The organism is Streptomyces sp. P9-A2, assembly GCF_036634175.1.
GTDB lineage: Bacteria > Actinomycetota > Actinomycetes > Streptomycetales > Streptomycetaceae > Streptomyces > Streptomyces pratens.
Window position 1 is genome coordinate 6,540,540 of sequence record NZ_JAZIFX010000001.1, and the last position, 25,128, is coordinate 6,565,667.

The 25,128-nt window shown below is 69.9% G+C and carries 15 protein-coding genes and 1 pseudogene; 8 read left to right on the forward strand and 8 right to left on the reverse strand.

What is annotated here, in order from left to right:
* Nucleotides 1-663: 663 nt before the first annotated feature.
* Together V4Y04_RS29655 and V4Y04_RS29660 are read right to left on the reverse strand one after the other, a co-directional pair.
* The gene (locus V4Y04_RS29655; RefSeq protein ID WP_332431438.1) at nt 664-1,110 is read right to left on the reverse strand and encodes a nuclear transport factor 2 family protein; all 447 of its coding nucleotides are present in this window, start codon (nt 1,108-1,110) and stop codon (nt 664-666) included.
* A 54-nt stretch (nt 1,111-1,164) separates the two neighbouring features.
* A complete protein-coding gene (locus V4Y04_RS29660; protein WP_332431439.1) occupies nt 1,165-2,028 on the reverse strand; it encodes an SDR family NAD(P)-dependent oxidoreductase in 864 nt (287 codons plus the stop codon).
* Between the two features lie 414 nt (nt 2,029-2,442).
* On the opposite strand from V4Y04_RS29660, the gene V4Y04_RS29665 reads away from it, so the two are divergent.
* The 6 genes from V4Y04_RS29665 to V4Y04_RS29690 all read left to right on the forward strand — a co-directional run bounded on the left by V4Y04_RS29665 (nt 2,443) and on the right by V4Y04_RS29690 (nt 16,010).
* Complete coding sequence (locus V4Y04_RS29665; RefSeq protein WP_332431440.1) at nt 2,443-2,994, forward strand: EF-hand domain-containing protein; 552 nt, start codon at nt 2,443-2,445, stop codon at nt 2,992-2,994.
* A gap of 273 nt (nt 2,995-3,267) precedes the next feature.
* On the forward strand, nt 3,268-4,074 hold the full coding sequence (locus tag V4Y04_RS29670; RefSeq protein WP_332431441.1) for a class I SAM-dependent methyltransferase: 807 nt from the start codon (nt 3,268-3,270) through the stop codon (nt 4,072-4,074).
* A 32-nt stretch (nt 4,075-4,106) separates the two neighbouring features.
* A complete protein-coding gene (locus tag V4Y04_RS29675) occupies nt 4,107-5,369 on the forward strand; it encodes a cytochrome P450 family protein (protein WP_332431442.1) in 1,263 nt (420 codons plus the stop codon).
* A gap of 2 nt (nt 5,370-5,371) precedes the next feature.
* A complete protein-coding gene (locus tag V4Y04_RS29680) occupies nt 5,372-12,565 on the forward strand; it encodes an amino acid adenylation domain-containing protein (protein WP_332431443.1) in 7,194 nt (2,397 codons plus the stop codon).
* A gap of 4 nt (nt 12,566-12,569) precedes the next feature.
* Entirely contained in the window at nt 12,570-15,110 is a 2,541-nt protein-coding gene (locus V4Y04_RS29685; protein ID WP_332431444.1) for an FAD-dependent monooxygenase, read from the forward strand.
* A gap of 66 nt (nt 15,111-15,176) precedes the next feature.
* A complete protein-coding gene (locus tag V4Y04_RS29690) occupies nt 15,177-16,010 on the forward strand; it encodes a methyltransferase (protein WP_332431446.1) in 834 nt (277 codons plus the stop codon).
* 193 nt (nt 16,011-16,203) lie between these two features.
* Here V4Y04_RS29690 and V4Y04_RS29695 read toward each other — a convergent pair whose 3' ends face one another.
* Together V4Y04_RS29695 and V4Y04_RS29700 are read right to left on the reverse strand one after the other, a co-directional pair.
* On the reverse strand, nt 16,204-16,437 hold the full coding sequence (locus V4Y04_RS29695; RefSeq protein WP_332431447.1) for an acyl carrier protein: 234 nt from the start codon (nt 16,435-16,437) through the stop codon (nt 16,204-16,206).
* The gene (locus V4Y04_RS29700) at nt 16,410-17,438 is read right to left on the reverse strand and encodes a beta-ketoacyl-ACP synthase 3 (RefSeq protein ID WP_332431448.1); all 1,029 of its coding nucleotides are present in this window, start codon (nt 17,436-17,438) and stop codon (nt 16,410-16,412) included. The genes V4Y04_RS29695 and V4Y04_RS29700 overlap by 28 nt, the downstream gene beginning before the upstream one ends.
* Nucleotides 17,439-17,970: 532 nt before the next feature.
* Here V4Y04_RS29700 and V4Y04_RS29705 point away from each other — a divergent pair.
* Nucleotides 17,971-18,465, forward strand: a complete 495-nt coding sequence (locus V4Y04_RS29705; protein WP_332431449.1) for a hypothetical protein — start codon at nt 17,971-17,973, stop codon at nt 18,463-18,465.
* A gap of 177 nt (nt 18,466-18,642) precedes the next feature.
* Here V4Y04_RS29705 and V4Y04_RS29710 read toward each other — a convergent pair.
* The 4 genes and pseudogenes from V4Y04_RS29710 to V4Y04_RS29725 all read right to left on the reverse strand — a co-directional run bounded on the left by V4Y04_RS29710 (nt 18,643) and on the right by V4Y04_RS29725 (nt 21,869).
* Nucleotides 18,643-19,311: pseudogene (locus tag V4Y04_RS29710) on the reverse strand (nucleotidyl transferase AbiEii/AbiGii toxin family protein).
* A 5-nt stretch (nt 19,312-19,316) separates the two neighbouring features.
* Nucleotides 19,317-19,709 carry a hypothetical protein gene (locus V4Y04_RS29715; protein ID WP_332431450.1) on the reverse strand — a complete coding sequence of 131 codons (393 nt, stop codon included), beginning with the start codon at nt 19,707-19,709 and terminating at the stop codon, nt 19,317-19,319.
* Between the two features lie 347 nt (nt 19,710-20,056).
* Nucleotides 20,057-21,586: a UDP-N-acetylglucosamine 1-carboxyvinyltransferase gene (locus V4Y04_RS29720; protein ID WP_332431451.1), complete on the reverse strand. Its 1,530-nt coding sequence runs from the start codon at nt 21,584-21,586 to the stop codon at nt 20,057-20,059.
* Nucleotides 21,587-21,668: 82 nt separating this feature from the next.
* The gene (locus V4Y04_RS29725; protein ID WP_332431452.1) at nt 21,669-21,869 is read right to left on the reverse strand and encodes a DUF4236 domain-containing protein; all 201 of its coding nucleotides are present in this window, start codon (nt 21,867-21,869) and stop codon (nt 21,669-21,671) included.
* A gap of 457 nt (nt 21,870-22,326) precedes the next feature.
* Here V4Y04_RS29725 and acnA point away from each other — a divergent pair, with 457 nt between their 5' ends.
* Nucleotides 22,327-25,050, forward strand: a complete 2,724-nt coding sequence (acnA, locus tag V4Y04_RS29730) for an aconitate hydratase AcnA (protein WP_332431453.1) — start codon at nt 22,327-22,329, stop codon at nt 25,048-25,050.
* Nucleotides 25,051-25,128: the final 78 nt, after the last annotated feature.

Sequence of the window (25,128 nt, forward strand, 5' to 3'; positions counted from 1 at the left end):
GCAATACCCGCCCTGCACCACCTGTTCGGCGGCCGTTCCGGCGTCGCGCAAGCATGCGCTCTTTGCGTTGCTCCAATGTCGGAGGCTCCCACTTGTGCCACCCCACGGGGGCTTCCATCGTTGCGCGTGTTCACGGGCCTCCAGCCCGCACCAGCGGCACCCACCAGGAGCAGGTATGCGCAGGTCAGAGGTGCCTTGCTCGTCGGTCATGAGTTTCCTCCCCACAAGAGATTCTTCCCCAGGGCACTGACATCACCCTTGTCGCCAGAATGATCATTTCGCCATAAAACGGCAAGCGTGACTGTGCGCGGACTACGCGAATAGTGCTTGTCCGCTGATGAGGGAAGGCTGTCCGGGGCGATGCCCAGGCTGAGGGCCCTGGTCGGCGCCGAAGGTGGCGAGGCCGAACGGGGCCACAAGGGGGAGGCTGCCGAGGTGAGCCAGTGTGGTAGCCGGGTGGAGGGGCGCAAGCTCGCTTCCGGCCCCAACCCCAGGAAAGTCCCAGGGGGGCCGTCGGACCCCTCTCGGACTCGCAGCAGTACAGGTCGAAAGGGGTTCGGTAGCACCCGCCTCTCAGATGTCCGGAAGGGACCGGCGAGCCTGTGACCTGCCTGTCCGTGGGGCCGGGTGCGGTGGGGTGGTGCCCAGGGGCGGCGCGGGGAGTCAGTTCTGGGCCATCGTCGGCATGAGCTGCTTCCAGGTGAGCTCGCCGCCGGCGGCCTCCATCACCAACCAGGGATTCCAGAAGTCACGGAAGAGCGCGATCCGGCCCTGCTCGTAGCGCACCACCGACAGGTAGGTCTGGTGGTACTGGCCCCCGGTGGCGAGCAGGGTGCACTCGGCGGTGAAGGCCGCGATGACCAGGCCGTCCTCGGTGGCGGTGTAGAACTCGGGCTCGGAGAACTCGACCTTCAGCTGCTCACGGAACATCGTCATCTGGGCGAGCAGTGCCTCCCGGCCCTGCATCCGGGTGGGGAGGCCCCAGGCCGGATACGGGAATTCGAGGACGCCGTCCTCGGTGAAGCCGTCGATCCACTCCTCGATCCTCCCTTCCGCCAGCAGGTCCAAGCCGTGCGTGAACAGGTCCTTCAGCTCCTGAGGCGTGGTCATACCGATCCCTCTCTCACTGTGGTGTGGTGTGGTGCCGGGGCGCGCGGACGGCGGTCAACGGACGGGCGTGACGATGCCGTCGAGGATCCGGTCGATCGCCCGGTCGGGCAGCAGCCTGGCCAGCACGCGGCTGCCGATCGCGTCCCGGCCGACGCCGTAGCGGGTCCTCGGCCGCTCGGCCACCAGCGCCCGGAAGACCACTCGGGCGACGTGGTCGGGGGTCGTGCGGCTGCTCCGGGCCCGGCTCCCATTGCTCTCCATGAACCGCGGGAACGTGCCGCGGTAGAGCTCCTGGACCGGTTCCGGGACGCTCTCCAGTGCCCGGTTGCCCGTGTCGGACATCTTGTCCCAGAGCGGCGTCAGGACGGCGCCCGGCTGGACCACCGATACGGGGATCCGCTGCGGGGCGAGCTCGCGGCGCAACGCGTCGCTGAGCGCCTCCTTGGCGAACTGGGAGGCGGCGTAGGCGCCGAGATAAGGGATCGCGACGTTCCCGAGGCCCGAACTCACGTTGACGATCCGACCGGCGCCGACCCGCAGCAGTGGCAGGAAGCCCTGGATCATCAGCAGGTGGCCCGTGACATTGACGTTCAGCTGGTGACGCATGAGTTCGCTCTGCACGCACTCGAGTGGAGCCGTGACGGCGATGCCCGCGTTGTTGACCAGCCCCCACAGCCCGGCTTCACCGACCAGCCCGGTGACCTCGTACACGGCTGCCTGCACCGACTTCTCGTCCGTCACGTCGATGACCACCGGAGTCAGCCGTCCGGTGGCAGCCTTGCGCAGGCGCTCCCCGTCCTCGGGGCGGCGGACCCCGGCGAGTACGTGGAAGCCCACCCGTGACAGGTGGAGCGCGCAAGCCTCCCCCAGGCCCGTGGAGGTTCCGGTGATGACCACGGCGCGGCCTGCGGGTGGCATCGGACCCGACGATTTCGACACGTGCTTCCTCCGGGGGCAGGGCTGGAAGGTGGGCGGGAGCGCGCTCCGCGACCCGTCGGCGAGCCGTTTCGCGGTGCTCCCGCTGCAGGGGTGAAGCCTCGGATTTGTCCGCTGATGGCTGATTCCGGCCGTGCTTCACAGTAGAGGGCGACGGCGGAAAGGTCCGGTACGAACGCGCGTAGGCGTCCTGCCCGGAGGTCGATCGCGGCGGCCGGTTCACGGCCGGCTGCACTCGGCCCGAGCCGCGGAGTCCCGCCGGACGCACTCGGTGAGTGGGGCGGAGCGGCTGATGAGGTGAACAAGTCGACCGACAGCCCCTGTCGGATTGTGATTCTTATTCGCTCTGGTCATGGTTGGTCCTGGCATTCCCCCCTTCGTCACAAAGGAGGAGAGATGGCAACTGTTACGCAGGACGTCATCACCACCAAACTCGAGCGAACGTTCGAAACCATGGACGCCAACCATGACGGCTACGTGGACTGGACGGACTACCAGAAGCTCGCCGATCGCTACATCCAGGCTTACCGGCTCGACAAGGACGACCGTCGGGCCCGGGCGCTCCACACCTTCTGCCAGATCTACTGGCTGGAGCTGCTGCGGCACGCGGGCGTGGACGCGGACCGGCTCACGAAGGACGAGTTCGTCACGGCCAACCGCCTCGCGGTCATCGACACCAGCCGGCTCAACGTGACCGAGGGGGGCGGCCACGCGATCTTCGACGTCATCGACGTCAACGGTGACAACGAGATCAGCAAGGACGAGTTCGCCCGCTTCCTGAGGGACGTGTGGCGGAGCGACGCGCCCGACGCGATGGACATGTTCGCCAAGCTGGACACCGACGGGGACGGCGCGATCTCGCGCCACGAGTTCATCCGCGCGGTGCGCGAGCACTTCCTCTCGAACGACCCCGACGCGCCCGGCAGCCTGTTCTTCGGGCACGTCTGACCGGACCCGCGCGAGTGGGCACCGCACCCACCCACCCACCCACCCGTCGGCTACGGCACGCCCGTTCCGGCGGGTGGGTGGCTTCGGTGCCCCTGGAGGGGGCGGCACCGGACACCCTGTTTGCGCTGATTGACCAGTGTGCAACTTTTGATACATTTCCGCCCTGCGTATTCCGCATGATCAATGGGGTGGGCCGCCCGGTTCACCGCGGTTCCCCGTCGAGCGGCTCGACGAAGCGTGAAAGGCCACCTGATGCTGACGCAACACCCCCACATGTCCGGCGAAGTGGGGACCTTCTACAACCGCCACACGGATGTGTACGACGCCGCGCTCGGCGGCAACATCCACGTCGGTTACTGGGCTGACGAAGCAGACGACAGCACCATGCGCGTGGCGACCGACCGGCTGACCGACCTCGTCGCCGAACGCGTCGCCCCCGCTGAGGGGCAGCACCTGATCGACGTCGGGTGCGGCCACGGGAGTACCGCGGCGCGCATCGTCGCGGACCACGCCGTGCGGATCACCGGCGTCAGTGTCAGCGACTACCAGGTCGAGCTGGCCAACAGCCGCCGGCAGTCGCCGGACCAGCCCGGACGGGCCACGTTCCGGCTGGCCGACGCCATGGAGCTGCCCTTCCCGGACGAGTCCTTCGACGGTGCGTACGCCATCGAGTCCTTGATGCACATGAAGGACAAGGAGGCGGCCCTCGGCCACATCGCACGCGTCCTGCGTCCCGGCGGAAGGCTGGTCATCGCCGAGCATCACCTCGATGGTGAACTCGACCTCCCGGACGTCGCCCGCATGGCCGACGCCTACGCGTTCTTCAAACTCTCGCTGACCGACGACCTTTACCGGCGGCTGCTGCGGGAAGCCGGGCTGAAGGTGGTGGATCACACCGACATCACCGAGAACGTGCGGCGCTCCTACGACAGCATGACCCGCGCCTGGCGGGACGCCGCAAGCCGGGAGGCCGACAGCGAGGCGGCGCGCGAGTGGGAGACGGCAGCCGACCTGGGCGAGTGGTTCTTCGGTGCGGTTCCCCAGCTCCGCTACGGACTCCTGACCGCCGTTCGCCCCTGAGTCCCGACTAGTCGCCGTCGAGGTCGTGAGCCGTGTCCTCCCCGCCAGCACAGAGCCGCTGTCCGTACCTCCTGGACGGCAGCGCGGCCGACGTCCACGGTGAAGCCTTGGCGCTGCGTGCTCTGGGGCCCGCCGCCCGGATCGAGCTGCCCGGTGGTGTGCCGGCGTGGTCGGTGACCGACCCGGGGCTTGTCCGGCGGCTGCTGGTCCACCCCCGGGTGTCCAAGGACGCGCACCGGCACTGGCCCGCCTTCCTCGACGGTGAGCTGCCCGTTGACTGGCCCCTGCGGATCTGGGTGGACATCCGTACCGTCCAGACCGCCTACGGGCCCGACCACAGTCGCCTGCGCCACCCCCTGGTTCCCGCGTTCGGCGCTCGCCGCGTACGAGCCCTCGCCCCGCGGATCGAGGAGATCACCGCCACGCTGCTGGACGACCTCGCGGGGGCGGCTGCCGCCGCCCCCGACGGAGTCGTGGACCTGCGGGCCCACCTGGCCTCGCGGCTGCCATGGCTGACGGTCACCGCGCTGGTGGGCGTGCCGGAGGCCATGCGTGACGGCTTCCAGGCCGTCAACGACACCGTCTTCACCACCGATCTGACCGCGGAGCAGGCGGCTGCCAACGCGGCCGAGGCCGCGCAACTCCTCGAGGATCTGCTCGCGCTCAAGACCGAGCACCCCGCCGACGACGTCGCCACCGCCCTGATCGACGCCCACCACCAAGGCCGGCTCGACGAAAGGGAGTTGGCCGACAGCCTCTGGATGGTGCTCGGCGCCGGTTACGGGACCACGGCGAACCTGCTCGACCACGCCGTGGTCAACCTGCTCACACACCCGGCCCAGCTGGAGCTGGCCGTGTCCGGCCGGATCGGCTGGGACCAGGTCGTGGAGGAGACTCTGCGCCACCAGGCTCCGGTGGCCAACTTCATGATGCGCTTCCCCGTCGAGGACCTGTACGACGAGGCGACCGGACTGACCTTCGCGCAGGGCGACGCGATCGTCATCAACTACGCCGCGGCCGGCCGTGACCCCGGGGTGCACGGCGAGGACGCCGACCTCTTCGACATCACCCGCGCCACCTCCCGCGACCACCTGGCCTTCGGCCACGGACCCAACTACTGCCTGGGCGCCGAACTCGCCCGTCTCGAAGGACGCATCGCACTGCCCGCGCTCTTCTCCCGGTTCCCCGCCCTCGAACTCGCCGTCGGACCCGACTGTCTGACTCCGCTGCCCTCCCTCATCTTCAACGGGCACCGGGAGATCCCCGTACGGCTCGAAGGACATCCCGACAGGTGAGCATGAACCGACAAACGCCGTACCGGCTGACGGCGTACCAGAAAGACGTGTGGGCCGTCGGCTCACAGGCTCCGGAATCACCCCAGTTCAACTGCGTTCTCCACGAACGCCTGTGCGGCCGTGTCGAGCACGACAGGCTTGCCGCATCGGCGGAGCGCGTGCTGCACTGCCATGACACCTTCCTGCTGCGGTTCGCCGACAGCGGGGGCGTCCCCTTCCAGCGGGTGGCGCGGGAGCGTGTCCCGGTCACAGTGATCGATTTCTCGCACGAGCCTGAGCCGGATGCCGCCTGCGCCGCGTGGATGCGCGGATCGATGGCCGACGCCCTGCCGCTCACCAGCGGCTCCCTGGTCGAAGCCACACTCCTCGTGGAGAGCCCGGACGTCACGCATCTGCACATCAAGGCACATCACATCGTCGCCGACGGCTGGACCCTCGACCGGCTCGGCCACGAGATCCTCCAGGACTACGCGCGGACGCCGCACGGCGGTGCGCGTCGGAGCGCCCGTGAGGCGCCCTCCTACCTCGCCTTCGTCGAGGACGACGCCGCCTACCACGCCGGCGCGGACGGTGATCGTGACCGCGCCTTCTACCGGGAGTACCTTCTCGGGGTGCAACCCGCGCTCTTCACGCGCAGGAGGGGCGACGGTCCGCGGGGGGAGCGCGGCCGCCACTCCTTCGTGATCGACGGTGCCCTCGTCGGCCGGATCCGCGCGGCGGGCTTCTGGCCGTTCACGTACGTCGCGGCCATGCTCGGCACGTACCTCACGCGCCTGCACCGCAGCGAGGAGGTGATCCTCGGCGTCCCCTTCCTCAACCGTTCGACGGGGCCTCACCGGGACGTGCTCGGCCAGTTCGCCAACACCCTGCCGCTGCGGGTCGCGGCACCCGGCGGCCGTACCGTCCGGGACCTGCTCGCCGAGATCCAGGGCGCGACCCGCGAGCTGCGTCGTCACGAGCGGCTCTCGCTCGGGGACATCCTGCGGGAAGTGCCGGCGACCGCCCAGGGCCCGCGGCAGCTCTTCGATGTGACGCTCTCCTTCGTGAACTGGTCCCGGCGCGACCAGGTCCCCGGACTGGTGCGTCGGGGAGCGCTGATGGCCCCCTCGCACGACCAGGACGCGCTGGGCGTCCTGGTGTCCGCCTTCGACGGCACGGCCGGCCTCCGGGTCGACCTCGAGTACGCCCGCGACGTCTTCGACGAGGACCTCCCCATCGCCTCCGTGGCCGACCACCTCACCACGCTCCTGGAGCACGGCCTGGACTCGGCGGACCGCCCCCTGTCCGACGTCCCGATGCTGACACCGGCCGAGTACCGAGACCTCACCGCCGGCCGCGCTCACGGCAGACGGGTGCCTCTCGCGGACCAGGCCACCCTGCACGGACTGTTCGAGGCGCAGGCCGCCCGTCTGCCGGAGCGGACCGCGATCACCGGGGCGTTCGGCGAGACGCTGACCTACGCCGAACTCGACGAGCGGGCCAACCGTGTCGCGCGGGCCCTGCGCGCGGAGGGCGTCGGCCCGGACGACCGGGTGGCGGTGATGATGCAGCGAGGGCCGCAGCTGCTGGTCGCACTGCTCGGCATCCTGAAATCGGGCGGCGCCTACGTGCCGGTGGATCCCGGCTACCCGGCCGAGCGGGTGGACTTCCTGCTGAGCGACAGCCGCGCCAAAGTGGTGATCGTCGATGACGACGCGCCCGCTGGCCTGCCCACCGAAGCGACCGCGCGGCGGATCGGCGGCCTGCTGCACGGCAGCGGCGTTCCGGTCGATCCGCTCGCCACCTCCCGTGACCTCGCCTACGTCATCTACACCTCCGGCTCGACCGGGCAGCCCAAGGGCGTCATGGTCGAGCACCACAGCGTGGTCAACCGGCTCGCCTGGATGCAGCGTCGCTACCCGCTCGGGGGACGGGACGTCCTCCTGCAGAAGACGCCGGTCTCCTTCGACGTCTCGGTGTGGGAGCTGTTCTGGTGGGCCGCCGGGGGAGCGGCCGTGGCCCTGCTGCCGCCCGGTGCTCGGCGCGACCCGCGCGAGGTCCTCCGGTCGATCCGCGAACACCGTGTCACCGCTGTGCACTTCGTACCCTCCATGCTCGGCCCGTTCCTCGACCTGCTGGAGGAGTCGGCGGCGTCACGCGAGGCCGTCCGGACCCTGCGGAATGTCTTCTGCAGTGGCGAGGCCCTGCCCCCCGCCCGGGTCGAGCAGTTCAACCGGCTGGCCGAGCTGTGCCGTCGTGAGGGCGACGCCGAGCACCCGGTCCGGCTGGTCAACCTGTACGGCCCGACGGAGGCCACGGTCGACGTCTCGTCCTACGACTGCCGGGCCGACCCCGCCCTGCGCATCACGCGGGTGCCCATCGGCCGGCCGATCGACAACACCAGGCTGTACGTGCTCGGCGCCGACAACCTGCCCCAACCCGCCGGTTGTGCAGGCGAGTTGTGCATCGGCGGAACCGGTGTCGCCCGCGGGTACCTCGACCGCCCGGAGCTGACCGCCGAGAAGTTCGGCGACGACCCCTTCGTGCCGGGCGGCCGCCTCTACCGCAGCGGGGACCTGGCCCGGTGGCTCGCGGACGGCACCCTGGAGTACCTCGGACGGATCGACGGCCAGGTCAAGATCCGAGGCAACCGCGTCGAGCCCGACGAGGTGGCCGCAGCCCTGCGCGCGGTGCCCGGCGTCCGGGACGCCGTCGTGGGGAGCCGCACCACCGCCGCCCGGGGAACCGTCCTGGCCGGCTACTACGTCGCCGACGCCCCGATCGCATCGGCACTGCTGCGCGAACGGCTCGGCCGGACACTGCCGGCGTTCATGATCCCGGCGTCCTTCACCCGGATCGACGACATTCCGCTCACCCCCAGCGGCAAGGCCGACCGCGACGCGCTGCCACCACCTCACGACGCCGAGGAAGCCACCGCGTGCGGGCAGCCGCGCAACCGTACCGAGACGGTCCTGGCCGAGGTCTGGGCCGGTGTCCTGGGCCACGCGGCCGTGGGAGTCCACGACGACTACTTCGCCCTCGGTGGCGACTCGATCCTCATGCTCAAGGTGCGAGCCGAGGCGGAGTCCCGGGGCCTGACCTTCTCCCTCACCGACCTTCTGCGACATCCGACGGTGGCCGGTCTGGCCGTGTGCACGGAGGAACGCGACACACGCGCGGCCGAGGCACCACAGGGCCCCTTCGCCCTCGTGGCCGACGTCGACCGGGCCCGTGTGCGGGACGCCGAGGACGCCTACCCGCTGACCCGGCTCCAGCTCGGCCTGCTGTACCACAGCCGTAGGCACGAGACCTCGGCCAGATACCGCGACGTATTTCGGTACACCCTCGAAATGCCATGGAACGAACGAGAGTTCCGTCTCTCCTTCGAACGGCTGACGGCACGGCACCCGGCGCTGCGCACGGCCTTCGACCTGACCGGCGCCGAACCTCTGCAGGTCGTCCGTCCCCGGGCCGACGGCGGCCTGGAGATCACCGACCTGCGTCCACTCGACACCGCGGCGGCCGAGGCCGACGTACGCGCGCACATCGAGGAACGGCGCCGCCATCCTTACGTGTTCGACCAGGCGCCGCTGTTCCTGTTCCGTGTCCACGTGCGTCCCGCCACCGTCGATCTGGTCCTCAGCTTCCACCACGCGCTCCTCGACGGCGGCAGCGTCGCCACCCTGCTTCAGGAACTGCTCCAGGACTACGCCCACGGTCTCGGCCTGGATACCGCCCCCGTCGAGGAAACGGCGCTCCCCTCACCGGCGGCCCACGTGCGGCTGGAGCAGAACGCCCTGCGGTCGCAGGAGGCCCGGCGCTACTGGCGGGAGAAGCTCACCGGCTGCGAGCTCCCGCCGATCGAGGCGTTCTCGCCGCACCTGCCCGGTCCCGGCCGTCAGCCGGCCTCACGGTGGTTCGACCTGCCCGGCGACCTCCTCGAGCGCGTGCGGCACTTCGCGGCCGAACACGCCTTGCCCGTGAAGTCCGTGCTCTTCGCCGCGCACGCCCTGACGCTGGCCATGCTCGCCGGCACCCGGGACGTCACCACAGGGCTGATCACCCACGGCCGACCCGAACTGGCGGGCGCGGAACGTATCGCCGGGCTCTTCCTGAACACCGTGCCGGTGCGCCTGGACACCGCACGGGACAGCTGGCTGGACGTGGCGCGTGAGGGCTTCCGCCAAGAGCGGGAAGACCACCCCCACCGCCGCTACCCGCTGAGCGCCATCCAGGAGGACCACGGCGGGCCCGTCCTGGACACCGCCTTCAACTACGTGCATTTCCATCAGCTCTCTCACATCCTCGGCCGGCCCGGTCTGCGGCTCGTCGCATTCCGCAGCTGGGAGGAGAACGACTTCCGGCTCCTGGTGAACGCGGTCACCGAACCGGACGGCACCGGGATGTGGCTGCGGATCGACTGCGACGGCGCGACCTTCTCCGCCGAGCAGGGCGACCTGTTCGCGGCCGGCTACCTGAGCATCCTGCGCCGCATGGTGGAACAGCCGTACGGCAAACCGGACTTCTCCTTCCTCGCCGCCCAGCCGGTCCTCGCCTCTCCGGCGGAGCACCCCACTGTCGTGACGCGTTTCGCCGAACAGGCCGCGCGCGCTCCGGACGCGACCGCCCTGGTGATGGGCGACGAGCGGTGGAGCTACGCCCGGCTGGCCGAGGCCGCCGAGAACGTGGCCGGCAGGCTGCGCGCGCTCGGCGCGCCGGCGAACGCCCGGATCGCGATCGCCATGAACCGGTCCCCGCTGACCATGGCCGTGCTCCTGGGCGTCCTGCGGGCCGGATGCGCGGTCGTCCCGATGGACGTCGGCTACCCGGCCCCCCGGCTGGCCGCGATGCTGGAACAGGCCCGGCCCTTCCGCGTCGTGGCCGAGGCCCGATACGCCCACCTCGCCGGTGAGCCGACGCTGCTGCTGCCCGCCGAGTCGGTGACCGCGCCGGCGCCACCCTGCCGGACGCCGGGCGGCACGGACGGCGAGAGCAGCGCGTACGTCCTGTTCACCTCCGGCTCCACCGGGGCGCCCAAGGGCGTCGCCATGCCGCACCGCACCCTGGCCGGCCTGGTGGCCTGGCAGACCGGGGCGCCCAGCGCGGTCGGAGGCGGGGTGACGCTGCAGTACGCACCGCTGAGCTTCGACATCTCCTTCCAGGAGATCTTCTCCACGCTCTGCTCCGGCGGCACACTGTGCCTGGCCGGCGACGCCGAGCGGCGCGACATGCCCGCACTGCTGCGCCTGCTCGACCGGGAGCGCGTCGAGCAGGTCTTCCTCCCCCCGGTGGCCCTTCAACAACTGGCCGAAGCCGCCGACACACTGGGCATCACCCCACATGCCCTGCGAGCGGTGATCACCTGTGGCGAGCAACTGCGCGTGACCCCGGAAATCCGCGCGTTGTGCGCTCGACTCCCCGGAGCCGTGCTGGAGAACCACTACGGTCCGACCGAGACGCATGTGGTCACCGCGTTCACCATGACCGGGGACCCCGCGACCTTCCCCGCGCTGCCGCCGATCGGCCGTGCCATCGACGGGGCCGAGATCCACGTCCTGGACGAGCGGCTGCGTCCGGTTCCGGCCGGTGCGCGCGGCGACATCCACCTGGGCGGCGCCTGCCTGGCCGACGGCTACGAGGGCCGCCCGGACCTGACCAAGGAGCGTTTCCTCCCGCACCCCTTCGCGGACGGAGACCACCGGCTCTACTACACGGGCGACGTCGGCATGGTGCTTCCCGGCGGGGACGTCGTCTTCCTGGGCCGCGACGACGCCCAGGTCAAGGTACGGGGCTTTCGCGTGGAGCCGGCCGAGGTGGAACTGGCCGTCACCGGCCTGGCGGAGCGGTACCCGGGCCTGCGCGACGCCGCCGTCGTGGCTCGCCGGCGCGAGGACGGCGAGACGTTCCTCGCCGCGTTCCTCCTCGGCGAGGGCACGGACGCGGACCTGGCCGACGTCCGTGAACGGTTGCGTGCCACCCTGCCCGACCACATGGTCCCCACCCACCTGCAGTGGATCTCCCGGTGGCCGCTGACTCCCAGCGGCAAGCGCGACGACGCCACCCTGCGCCGCGCCCCGCTGACCGCCCCTGGACGAACCCCTGACGCCGGGCCGCGCGACGCGTACGAGCGGGCCCTGACCGAGATGCTGGCGGACGTGTTGTCCCTGGACAGGGTGGGAGTGCACGACAGTCTCTTCGACCTCGGCGGCACCTCCCTGACCGCGATGAGGCTGGTGGTCAGGATCGAGCAGCGCTACCGGACGCACATCCCCCTGGCGGAGTTCATCGCGACACCCACCCCCGCCGGCCTTGCGGCACGGCTGCGCGACAGCGGGGCGAGAGCCGCGTTCGACCCCCTGGTTCCGATTCGCCCCCGGGGCACCCGCCCGCCGCTGTTCATGGTCCACCCGATGGGCGGCAACGTGCTGTGCTACGTCGGGTTCGCCCGGCACCTCCCGGACGACCAGCCGCTCTACGCGCTCCAGGCAGCCGGAGCCGACCCCGGCACCACACCGCTGCGCAGTGTCGAGGACCTCGCGGACAGCTACCTCGGGGCACTGCGGACCGTGCAGCCGCACGGCCCCTACGCCATCGGCGGCTGGTCCTTCGGCGGCTTCGTCGCCTTCGAGATCACCCGCCGTCTGCGGGCGGCGGGTGAGCGGGCGGCCCTGCTGGTGCTCGACACCACCGCCCTGGACCAAGAACCGCGTGCCTCGTACGACGACGAGGCCCTGTCGGAGTGGTTCTTCCACGAGCTGCTCTGGACGCGGGACGGCGGCGCGTCACCCGCACGGCACATCCCTGACAAACTCGGATCGCCGGAGGAGAGGTTCGCGTTCATGGCCCGCGTCGCGAGCGAGCGGGGCGTCCTGCCGGCAGGCAGTTCCGGAGCCGCGATCCGACGCCTGTTCGGCGTCTACCGGGCGAACTGGCAGGCCACGCTGGCCTACCGGCCACCGCGCGACGACCAGGACCTCACCCTGATCCGCGCCGCGGAGCCGCTGCCCGCCGTCCTGTCCGCCATGCACCGCGCCGCCGGCACCCGCCATCAGGACCCGTGCAACGGCTGGAGCGGCATGACCGGCGGCCGGATCCACGTCGTCCGCGCCCCCGGCGACCACCTGACGATCATGGAGGAACCGTACGTGGCACACGTGGCCGCAACCGCCGCGGATCTGATCAGGACCGACCTCGCCCGAACCGGCCGGAAGGACTGACTCGATGTCATCGCCCCGGCGAATCAAAGCCCTTGTCATCGGTGCCGGTATCGGCGGTCTGACGTGCGCCGTCGCACTCAGGCGCGTCGGTATCGACGTCGAGGTGTACGAGCGTGCCACCGAACTGCGCGAAGCGGGCTCCGGTCTGTCGGTCATGAGCAACGCCGTCACCGCCCTGGCCGCCTTCGGTATCGACCTCGGCCTGGACAAGCGCGGCCAGGCCGTGGAGTCGTTCAGGATCATGGACCGGCGTGGCCGGAGGATCAGAGACCTGCCGTTCGAGGAAGCCTCCCGTCAGGCGGGCGCGCCCAGCTTCTGCCTGAGCCGCGCGGACCTCCAGGAGGCCCTGCTGACGGAGGCCGCAGACTGCCCGATCCGCCTGGGAGCGACGGCAGTCGGCTTCGAGGCCGCCGACACGGGCGTCACCGTCCGCTTCGCGGACGGCCGTTCGGCGAGCGGGGACATCCTGATCGGCGCCGACGGCTTCCACTCGGCCGTACGGCACCACCTCGTCGGCCCCGAGACATCACGGGACAGCGGTTACGGTTTCGGGCTCGGCATCGTCCCCTTCCACCACCCGCGCCTCCCCTCGGGCGGAGTGCGGCACTACTGGGGCAGCGGACAGCGTTTCGGCCTCATCGACATCGGCCACGGTCGCTGCTACTGGTGGGCGACCACGCCCCTGCCCGCCGACGCACCCGCCCGGGACCGTGTCAAGGACACCCTCACGCAGGCGTACGCGGGATGGGCCGAGGAGGTACGGGCGGTGATCGAGGCCACACCGCGGGAGGACATCCTCACCGTGCCCTCCCGCGACCGCGACTTCCTGGAACGCTGGGGGGACGGTCCCATCACCCTTCTCGGTGATGCCGCCCACCCCATGCTGACCACCCTCGCCCAGGGGGCGGGCACGGCCATCGAGGACGCCGTCGTCCTGGCCCGCACGCTCGCCGAGCGCGCGAGGGACGACGACCTGACACCGGCCCTGCGCGCCTACGAAGAACGACGCCGGGACCGCACCAGGGCCCTGGTGGACGGGTCCCGCGCGATGAGTGACCTGACCCACGGCGCCGGCCCTCGTCGGCGGCTGGTCCGGGACGCCTACTTCCGGCTGGTGCCACGCTTCCTCCTCCTTCGGCAGACCGCGCAGGCCCTCGCCTTCCCGGACGGTCCGGCCGCCGCACCCCACCTTGTCCAGCGCGAACTCAGCCCCTTGGAACGCCTGTACTGGATCGCCGACCAGACCTCACCCCTCAACGTCATCGCCCGGGCCCGCGTCCATGGACACCTGCCGACGGCGTCGCACCGCCGCGCCCTGGACGCTCTACAGGTCCGGCACCCCTTGCTGCGTGTCGCGATCACCGACGACGGCACGGGAGCGCACCCCGCCTTCACGCCGCTGGACGGGCGACCGGTCCCGCTCCGCCATGTCACCGTGCCGCCCGACGATCCCGCAGCCGACACCTGGTGGGAGCACGAGGTCAACGACCGTGAACTGGCCGAGAGCATCGAATGGTCCGCCGGGCCGCTGCTGCGCACAGTGGTGATCAGCTCGGGAGGATCGGGCGGCGAGGACGAGGGGAACGTCCACGACCTGCTGTTGACGGCATCGCACGTCATCGCCGACGGCAAGACGTGCCTGTCCCTGCTTCGGGAATGGATCGAACTCGTTTCGGAATCGGCCTCCGGTACGCCGCTTCGCGTCACGTCGCTGCGAGCACGGCCGGCGACGGAGGACCTGCTCCCGCCTCGCCACCGGGGCGCGGCAGGTGTCGCCGGACTCAGGGCCATGATGCTGCGCGACCAGCAGGCGGCGCGGCGGCGCCCCACACAGCGGGTCGTCCCCAGCCGGCAGGTCCCGTTCGGGCAGCGGCGTACCCGGATGGAGCACCGGCTCCTCACCGCCGACCAGCTGGATCTGCTGGTGCGGGCTGCCAAGCGCCACGGCACCACGGTCCATGGCGCCCTGGCCGCCGCGATGGTGACGGCTGTCGCCCATGACGCGGGAACCACCACGACCACGCGTTTCTCGATCGGCTCGCCGGTCGACTTCCGTGGTGATCTCGAACCGCCCGTCGCCCACGACGAGGTCGGCACCTATGTGGCCACGGTTCCCTCCCTCGTCTGCCACGAGCACGACCGGCCGTTGTGGCCCATGGCCCGGGAGATCAGCCAGGACCTGGTGCGACGCCGGAGACGCCAGGACCACCTGGCCATGCTCAGCCTGCCGCGCCGGGCAGGGCCGAAGTCGCCTGCGGACAGCGAGTCGTTCATGCGGTTCATGGACGAGAAGGGGCCGATCAACCTGTGCCTCTCCAACGTCGGCCGTTACGAGTTCCCCGGCCGGGTGGGCCCGTGGCATGTCAGCGACGCCCAGTTCATCACGGGCGTCTCGGTCATGGGCGCCATCGTGGCGACAGCCACCACCAGCCATGACCAACTCGCCTGGAACTTCAGCTACGTCGAGGGCGTCGTCCCGACACCGCGTGCACGGCGCATCGCCGACGACTCCGTACACACCCTGCTGTCCGCGCTCTCCGAGTGACCGGTCGAGCTCGTTGCGCACCCCCCTTTTCCTGACCGCCCCTCCTATCGAAAGGCCCACGCTGCGATGACCGCTGCACCGATCCGGACGCTGACCCGGCGCCGTACCCTCACCGCCGGTGAGAGCGGCTCTCTGTGGGCAGCCAGCCCCTCGTGCGGCATCCTCGAATTCCGCGGCACACGTCTGCGGCTCACGGTGGACGACCCCGCCGAGGTTCTGTTCCCGACCGACTGCGGGCTGAGCCTGATCGCCGCTCTCGACGGCGGCGAAGGTCCCGACCTGAAGGGCGTCAACGCCCTGGACATCGGTTCCGGTTCCGGTCTCTACAGCGTCGCCCTGCTCGCGGCCGGTGCCGAGCGGGTCACCGCTCTGGACATCAATCCCGCCTCCGCCGCCCAGACCGCGGCGAACGTGGTGGCCAACGGTCTCGACACCACGCGTCTGACCTGTGTCACCTCACCGCTGGCGGAGTACACACCCGACGAACGCTTCGACCTGGTGATCACCAATCCGCCGCACCTTCCCCATGACCCGAGTTATGCGAGGGCTGACGGGCTGGAAACCGCTCTCGTCGCCCGGAGGGGCGGCCGAGCGGTGTACGACGACGTCGTCGAGCGTATGGACGCGCTCCTTGCGCCGGGTGGCACCCTGCTCATGGCGCATTCCTCGCTCTCCGACATCCCGAGGACCGTCGCGGAACTCACCGCGCGCGGTTACGAGAGCGACACGCTCGAAATCTTCGAGATGGACATTCCGCTCCTGGCGTATGCCGAGCACATGGACACCATGCTGAGCCTGCTGAAGGAGCGGCGAGCAGCGGGCCGCGCTGAATTCGACGGCACGCGCTTCACGGTGCACGCCCTGATGTTCCGACGCCCCTGGGACGCCCCTCACCGCTGACGCCTTCTCGGCACCGTCCGACGAGCCGTACGGACCCGCCGTGTTCCCCGGCGGGTCCGTGTGACCAGGTCAGGCTGCCGGATTCCGCGGCGCATGCCCGCACCGCCGCGGGCCGCTGTCCCGGCCTGCGGGACGCCGTGCAACTCGGCACCGCGGCGGGCGCGGTCCGTCCTCGCCCGCGAGTCGCGGAGTCTCAGACCGACGCGCCGGCCTTGTCCTGCATCAACCGCGCGATGTCGGCCAGAGTGGCTGCGTCCGCCAATTCGTCGTGGTCGATCACGAGCCCGGGGTCCTTTTCCAGCACGAGGGACAGCTCCACCACGAACAGCGAGTCCAGGCCGAGCGCTGCCGGTGTGGCTTCGGGGGAGACCAGCTCGGGCCGCACCTGGAATGTGTCGGTCAGGACGTTGACCAGAATGTCGTACACGTTGTTTCTCCGGAGTGGGTCAGTGCTGAAGGGGTGAGGTGCGGCCACACGAGAGTGGTGGCGCCCCAGGTCAGGCCGCCGCCGAAAGCTGTCAGCAGGACGCGATGTCCGGGCTGGAGGTCTCCTGCGCGGCGGGCGTGGTCGAGCAGGATCGGAATGGACGCGGCCGAGGTGTTGCCGACATGCTCGATATTGGCCAGCGCACGGTCCGCCGCCATACTCAACCGTTCGGCGAGTATGGCGGTGATCCGTGCGTTCGCCTGGTGGGGGACGATCCGGTCCACGTCCTGCGGCTTCCACCCGGCGGCGTCCAGAGCCACGCGGGAGGCGGAAGCCATGTGCTCCACGGCCCGCCGGAACACCTCCCGCCCCTGCAGACGTAGATACGGATCCGCCGGGACGGCGCGTGCCGCCGAGCGTTCCTCGGTCCCGCCGCCGCGTAGGGTGATCAGGTCCCTGCCACCGCCATCGCTGTCCAGCACGCAGCGTCCCAGGGCGCCGGGTTCCTCGCGGTGACCCGAACGCAGGACGACAGCGCCGGCGCCGTCGCCGAAGAGCATGCTCGTGGGGTCGTCCGGCGCGACGCTCAGCGACAGCGCATCAGTACCGATCACCAGAGCGGAGTCGGCGGTGCCAGCGGCGATCAGGCCCTGCGCGACACCCAGGGCATAGACGAAGCCTGCGCACACGGCCTGGACGTCCAGCGCGGCCGCACCGGCCAGTCCCAGCCGTGAGGCGACGCGCGGAGCGGTGCCGGGGCACGGCCTGTCCGGCGACGTGGTCGCGACGACCACGGCTGCGACATCGCCGGCCGCGGCCTCGGCCAGCGCCTCGCGACCGGCCGCGACCGCTAGATCCCCGCTGGTGGTACCCGGCTCGACGACGTGCCGGAACCGGATGCCGGAACGCTGGAACATCCATTCGGGTGACCTGCCCAGACGCTCGGCCAGCTCCTCATTGGCGACCCGACGGGACGGCAGACACGATCCGACGCCCACCAAGACGGACGCCGGGACTCCTTGATCCCTCACTTCTCCACCCTCGACGTCACGGCTCGCCCTCACGTCATCCCGCCCGACTGCCGACGCAGACACAGCGGAACGCTGCGCCGACACTGGACTGGCAGCATTCTGTGCGACTACACGCACACGCGGGGTCTCATGTGGCTCAGTCGTACCACGCCGACCATCCCGGCGGACCGAGCGACCCGCTGCCTCGACCGGCAGGTTCACCGAGCCGCGCGGCGAGTTGGAGGCGATGGACAGGGCGTTTTTCGTGAGTGGCCGGCGGATGCTCGGCGTGCCCCTCCCTGGCGAGCCATGCATGACGACCGCAGGCATCATCGGCCGGACTGCCTTTCTGCCCTGCTCGTCGCCGACGATCGGCTGCGACGACGCTTCACGCCACGGATCCGTGCTGCGCACGTGTACGCCGTGCATGTCCCCTCAGCGATGAGCCGTTACAACTGTCGATCTTGACGCTCCGGCGACCACGAGCCATGCCTCCGACGCAGGAGAACGGCTCCCGATCGAGATGCCGTGGAGCCCCAGGTTCGACCTGATCTTCGACGACGATGCCCCAGGTTCCTTCCCGCACCGCGCGCTGCGTCGCGACTGGCAGGCCGACGGCATCGGGCTCGACCAGGTCGCCGTGGAGCACGCCCCCAACAGCACATCGGAGATCGGGCTCGGCGGGAGCTACGACGTGCCGTCGTTCGAGTTCGCTGCCAGGTTCGGCCTACGCCAACTTCCGGGCACCACGAACCTCGTGGGCCTGGACGGTCGGCGCGCCTCCGCAGTCTTCCGCGCGGACAGACCCTGGCGCGGCCACCTACTCTTCCTGCGCCGTGATCTCGTCGAGGGTTTCGCCGGTGATCGTCGGATCATGCAAGTGGCCTGGGGCGAGCGAGAGGTGGCCGTCGACTGGCACTCTGTTCCTTCCCGGGTACGCGCGGCGCAGCGCAGCCACGCGAACGTGTGGTGTCACATCCGGCTGCTCGGGGCGGATCAGAGCAGCGCAGAGAACTAACGGGCCGTACGCCGCCAGAGCGCGAGTCCTGGCCGGGCGGCGGCTCCGGCAGATGCACACCGAGGTCTGCCCGGCGGGCTTGTCGGCGGACAAGCCGGCGATCGACTGTTTTCCCGCGTACTCATTCCTTGCGCTCTTGCTCCGATAACTGGCAGATGCGGTCTCACCTGGATGCGATCAGTCGATGTCCGGATCATCGGCCTCTTCGAGGAGACGGGCCGCGAGGTCGTCGGCCCACTCCAAGGCCCAGGCGCGGAGTGCGGTGATGGTGGCGTCATTGAGCCCATAGGCGGCGAAGGCTTCGTCGTCGGTCCACTCGGCGCCCGTGAGGTTCGACTGCAGATCCTCGCGTTCGAAGCGGCCACGAGCGTGCCGACGGCCGAACTCCTCGAGCTCGGCATTGGTCCAACGGCGGGAGGCCGCGAACACGTCGATCAGATCACGGGGCGCTCCGCGGTCGGCGAGGGCGCGGACCTTGGTCCCGATCACGTCCTCCTCCGCGAGGACGGGCCCGTACGGGGTCTGGGCGACCGGCCGCCAGAAGATCTCCTTGAGGATGTCGACTTCGCAGTCCTGCCCGGTGGCCGGGTCGGTCACGGTGAAGCGGGCGGACAGCGGGGCGGTCTCCAGCGCGTGCACCTTCCAGCCACGGGCTTCCAGGCCGGCGCGGAGCGTGGCGGCGATGTCGACCATGGGCGCCGGGTTCTCGGTGGCGACATCGGGGTCCTGGCTGGGGCGGTTCACGAGGCGGTGCGCCCGTACGGCATACCCTCAAGTGAGGACCAGGGGATACGGGGAGCCGAGCGCGATCACATCCGCCAGGAGCCGCGTGTGCAGCTCCGGCATGTCCGTCACGCGGCTGCCCGGGTGCGGGAGGCGAGCTGGGGGAAGGCGTCTTCCCACACGGTGCGCACGGTGCGGCCGATGAGCGTGCGCAGCACCGGCCACAGCTGGAGGAGCAGGTCCTGGTTGAGGTAGCGGGGCAGGTCGTCGTGCAGGCCCTCGTGCAGGACGGCGCGATACAGGCCCATGCGCTGGCGCGGCTTGCCCAGGTCGTACGACGTCATCCCGGACCAGGCCATGTGCAGCGGCAGCTCCACGACCCCCTGGGTCGGGCCGCGCAACTCGTCCAGTGACTCCGGCAGACGCCGCCGAAATTTCTCGCGGTACAGCGCGAGGTCCTCGACGTCCGCGCCAGAGAGGCCCGTCGGCGCGGGGGCGGGGTGCTGTGGGCTGGAGGACATGACTTCATTATGACGGCCGGGATGTGGTGCGGGCCATGATGTGCGAGCCGGTGTCTGGAGTGAGCAGCGCGGACCAGTGCCGGGTGAGCATGGTTGTGGCAGCGTGTTCTGCCCCGAGCAAGAAGCATGGGCTGTCGGTCATGACGCTCTGGGCGCCCGCACGCGGGGCAGCGAGCCAAGAAAAGGTCCTGACCTGGCCCTTTTCCCGGACTTGCTCCGGCCCACAAGATGACACCTTCGGTCCCGGCCAAAAGTCCCAGAAAAGTCCCAGAGGCGCCGCCACGCCCCCTCCTGCCTCGCGTTCACGTAGGTCAGAAGGTGTGTGACGGCGCCTTTTCTGAGGAACTTCAGATGTCCCGGAAGATCTCGATCTGCGCTCCGACCGAGTTGAGGCGTTCGGCCAGATCCTCGTAGCCGCGGTTGATGACGTAGACGTTGCGGAGCACCGACGTGCCCTCCGCCGCCATCATCGCCAGCAGGACGACCACGGCCGGGCGCAGGGCCGGCGGGCACATCATTTCGGCGGCGCGCCAGCGGGTGGGGCCCTCCACCAGGACGCGGTGGGGGTCCAGGAGTTGGAGGCGTCCGCCGAGGCGGTTGAGGTCGGTCAGATAGATGGCGCGGTTGTCGTAGACCCAGTCGTGGATCAGGGTCTGGCCCTGCGCCACCGCCGCGATCGCCGCGAAGAACGGGACGTTGTCGATGTTCAGGCCGGGGAACGGCATCGGGTGGATCTTGTCGATCGGCGCCTCCAGCTTGGAGGGCCGGACGGTGAGGTCGACCAGCCGGGTGCGGCCGTTGTCCGCGACGTACTCGGGGGTGCGGTCGTGGTCGAGGCCCATCTCCTCCAGGACCGCGAGCTCGATCTCCAGGAACTCGATCGGTACCCGGCGCACCGTCAGTTCGGACTCCGTGACGACGGCCGCGGCGAGCAGGCTCATCGCCTCGACCGGGTCCTCGGAGGGGAAGTAGTCCACATCGACGTCGATGGTGTGCATGCCGTGCACGGTGAGCGTGGTGGTGCCGATGCCCTCGACCTTGACGCCCAGGGCCTCCAGGAAGAAGCACAGGTCCTGGACCATGTAGTTGGACGAGGCGTTGCGGATGACGGTGACGCCGTCGTGCCGGGCCGCGGCCAGCAGCGCGTTCTCGGTGACCGTGTCCCCGCGTTCGGTCAGCACGATCGGGCGGTCGGGGCTGACGGAGCGGTCCACCACCGCGTGGTACTGGCCCTCCGTCGCGGCGATCTCCAGGCCGAACCGGCGCAGCGCGATCATGTGCGGCTCGACGGTGCGCGTACCGAGGTCGCAGCCGCCGGCGTACGGCAGCATGAAGCGGTCCGTGCGGTGCAGCAGCGGCCCGAGGAACATGATGATGGAGCGGGTGCGGCGGGCCGCGTCCGCGTCGATGGACTCGAGGTCCAGCGTGGCGGGCGGCACGATCTCCAGGTCGACGCCCTCGTTGATCCACCGGGTGCGGACGCCGATCGAGCCCAGCACCTCCAGGAGGCGGTACACCTCCTCGATGCGGGCGACGCGGCGCAGCACTGTGCGGCCCTTGTTGAGCAGCGAGGCGCACAGCAGTGCCACGCACGCGTTCTTGCTCGTCTTCACGTCGATGGCGCCCGAGAGGCGGCGGCCGCCGACGACCCGCAGGTGCATGGGGCCGGCGTAGCCGAGAGAGACAATCTCGCTGTCGAGCGCCTCACCGATGCGAGCGATCATCTCAAGGCTGATGTTCTGGTTGCCGCGTTCGATGCGGTTGACGGCACTCTGGCTGGTGGCGAGTGCCTCCGCCAGCTGCGCCTGTGTCCAGCCGCGGTGTTGCCGGGCGTCACGGATGAGCTTACCGATGCGTACGAGGTAGTCGTCTGACATGAGACTGAGGCTATCTCAGATATGAGATGGCGCCTCTCGGGGGTCTCTTGCAGTGGGCCGTTCGGGTGATGTGGGGTCAGCATTACCTGCTCCGCCGGGTGCTGCGCGTGCTCCGCCACCCGAAAGGTCCGGGCAAATCCATCGATGTCGTGCGACGTCCCGTGCTGCTCATGGTGTGCCGCGGGCTGCGCCCGCCGCCGGTGGTGATGGACCAGGAGCGCTTGTTGATGTTCAGTCGCACCCCCGGGAAGATCCTGAAGCTCTTGCGGAACGTGAGCGGCATCCCTGCCTCCCTCTCCGGGTTCATGACGTCGGGTCCGTGACGTCGAGTTCGTGGTGTCGGGTTCACGGCGCCGGTTCGCGACGCCGTCCCGGTGCGCATACCCCGTCCGGGCCCGGTGATGACGGGCAGGGGGCGGGAGGGTGGAAGTCGGGGCGGGGTCGTTCGGGGTGGCGTGTCCGGGGCGGGCGGGGTACCCGGAAGGGGCATGGGCCCGGAATCCGGGCATGCGGGTGTCCTCGGGCGGGCCCGCGCATGACCAATCGACCGCCGTGTATTAGAGTTATCTCGACATCGAGATACCTGCCGAGGTGCACCGCAGTCGCCACGAACCGGTAAGGGATGCCTAACTTAGCCTTACCTTAGCGGATTGGTCCAGGCGCAGTGGCGGCGCCACGCGGCGGTAGCCGCAAAGGGTTTGCGGTGTGGTGGTACGCGCACATCAATGAAGGAGACTGTCGTGTCGGCGAACAGCTTCGACGCCCGCAGCACGCTGCAGGTGGGCGACGAGTCGTACGAGATCTTCCGGCTGGACAAGGTCGAGGGCGCCGCGCGCCTTCCCTACAGCCTGAAGGTGCTGCTGGAGAACCTGCTCCGTACCGAGGACGGCGCGAACATCACCGCCGACCACATTCGCGCGCTCGGCTCCTGGGACTCCCAGGCCCAGCCGTCGGAGGAGATCCAGTTCACCCCGGCCCGTGTGATCATGCAGGACTTCACCGGTGTCCCCTGTGTCGTGGACCTCGCCACCATGCGCGAGGCCGTCAAGGAGCTGGGCGGTGACCCGGCGAAGATCAACCCGCTGGCGCCGGCCGAGCTGGTCATCGACCACTCCGTCATCGCCGACAAGTTCGGCACCAACGACGCCTTCAAGCAGAACGTCGACCTGGAGTACGGCCGCAACAAGGAGCGCTACCAGTTCCTGCGCTGGGGCCAGACCGCCTTCGACGAGTTCAAGGTCGTCCCGCCCGGCACCGGCATCGTCCACCAGGTGAACATCGAGCACCTGGCCCGCGTCGTCATGACCCGTGACGGCAAGGCCTACCCCGACACCCTGGTCGGCACCGACTCGCACACCACCATGGTCAACGGCCTCGGCGTCCTCGGCTGGGGCGTCGGCGGCATCGAGGCCGAGGCCGCCATGCTCGGCCAGCCGGTCTCCATGCTGATCCCGCGCGTCGTCGGCTTCAAGCTGACCGGCGAGCTCAAGCCCGGCACCACCGCCACCGACCTGGTGCTCACCATCACCGAGATGCTGCGCAAGCACGGCGTCGTCGGCAAGTTCGTCGAGTTCTACGGCGAGGGTGTCGCCGCGACGAGCCTGGCCAACCGCGCCACCATCGGCAACATGTCGCCGGAGTTCGGCTCCACCGCCGCGATCTTCCCGATCGACGGCGAGACGCTGAACTACCTGCGCTTGACCGGCCGCACCGACCAGCAGGTCGCGCTCGTCGAGGCGTACGCCAAGGAGCAGGGCCTCTGGCTGGACCCGAAGGCCGAGCCGGACTTCTCCGAGAAGCTCGAGCTGGACCTGTCCACCGTCGTGCCCTCCATCGCCGGCCCGAAGCGCCCGCAGGACCGCATCGTCCTCGCCGACGCCAAGGCCCAGTTCGCCCAGGACGTACGCAACTACGTCAAGGACGGCGGCGACGTCGACGAGGCCGGCCAGGAGTCCTTCCCGGCCTCCGACTCGCCGGCCATCACCAACGGCGCCCCCAGCCACAAGGTGAAGGTCACCGCCGCCGACGGCACGGAGTACGAGCTCGACCACGGCCACGTCACCGTCGCCGCGATCACCTCCTGCACCAACACCTCCAACCCGTACGTCATGGTCGCCGCCGCCCTGGTGGCGAAGAAGGCGGTCGAGAAGGGCCTGACCCGCAAGCCGTGGGTCAAGACCACCCTCGCCCCGGGCTCCAAGGTCGTCACCGACTACTTCGACAAGGCGGGCCTGACCCCGTACCTCGACAAGGTCGGCTTCAACCTGGTCGGCTACGGCTGCACCACCTGCATCGGCAACTCCGGCCCGCTGCCGGACGAGGTCTCCCAGGCCGTCAACGAGCACGACCTCGCCGTCACCTCGGTCCTCTCCGGCAACCGCAACTTCGAGGGCCGGATCAACCCCGACGTCAAGATGAACTACCTGGCGTCCCCGCCGCTGGTCGTGGCCTACGCCATCGCCGGTTCGATGAAGGTGGACATCACCCGCGAGTCCCTCGGCCTGGACCAGGACGGCAACCCCGTCTTCCTGAAGGACATCTGGCCGACCGAGGCCGAGGTCAACGACGTCGTCGCCAACACCATCGGCGAGGACATGTTCACCAAGTCCTACGCCGACGTCTTCGCCGGTGACGCCCAGTGGCAGGCGCTGCCGATCCCGACCGGCAACACCTTCGAGTGGGACGCCGAGTCCACCTACGTCCGCAAGCCCCCGTACTTCGAGGGCATGGGCATGGACCCGTCCCCGGTCGAGGACATCTCCGGCGCCCGCGTCCTCGCCAAGCTGGGCGACTCGGTCACCACCGACCACATCTCCCCGGCCGGTGCCATCAAGGCCGACACCCCGGCCGGCAAGTACCTCACGGAGCACGGCGTCGAACGCCGCGACTTCAACAGCTACGGCTCCCGCCGTGGCAACCACGAGGTCATGATCCGCGGCACGTTCGCCAACATCCGCCTGCGCAACCAGATCGCGCCGGGCACCGAGGGCGGCTACACGCGCGACTTCACGAAGGCCGACGCCCCCGTCTCCTTCATCTACGACGCCTCGCGCAACTACATCGACCAGGGCATCCCGCTGGTCGTCCTGGCGGGCAAGGAGTACGGCTCCGGCTCGTCCCGCGACTGGGCCGCCAAGGGCACCGCGCTCCTCGGCGTCAAGGCCGTCATCGCCGAGTCGTACGAGCGCATCCACCGCTCGAACCTCATCGGCATGGGCGTGCTGCCGCTCCAGTTCCCGGAGGGCCACACCGCCGAGACCCTCGGTCTCACGGGCGAGGAGACCTTCTCCTTCGCCGGCGTCACCGAGCTGAACAACGGCACCATTCCGGGCACGGTGAAGGTCACCACCGACGCAGGCGTCGAGTTCGACGCGGTCGTCCGCATCGACACCCCCGGCGAGGCGGACTACTACCGCAACGGCGGCATCCTGCAGTACGTGCTGCGCAGCCTGATCAGCAAGTGACCTGATCAGTAAGTAAGCGGTACCGCAGGGCGGTTACCGCAGGGCAGTTGAGGGCCGCACCCCGTCCGCCGGGGTGCG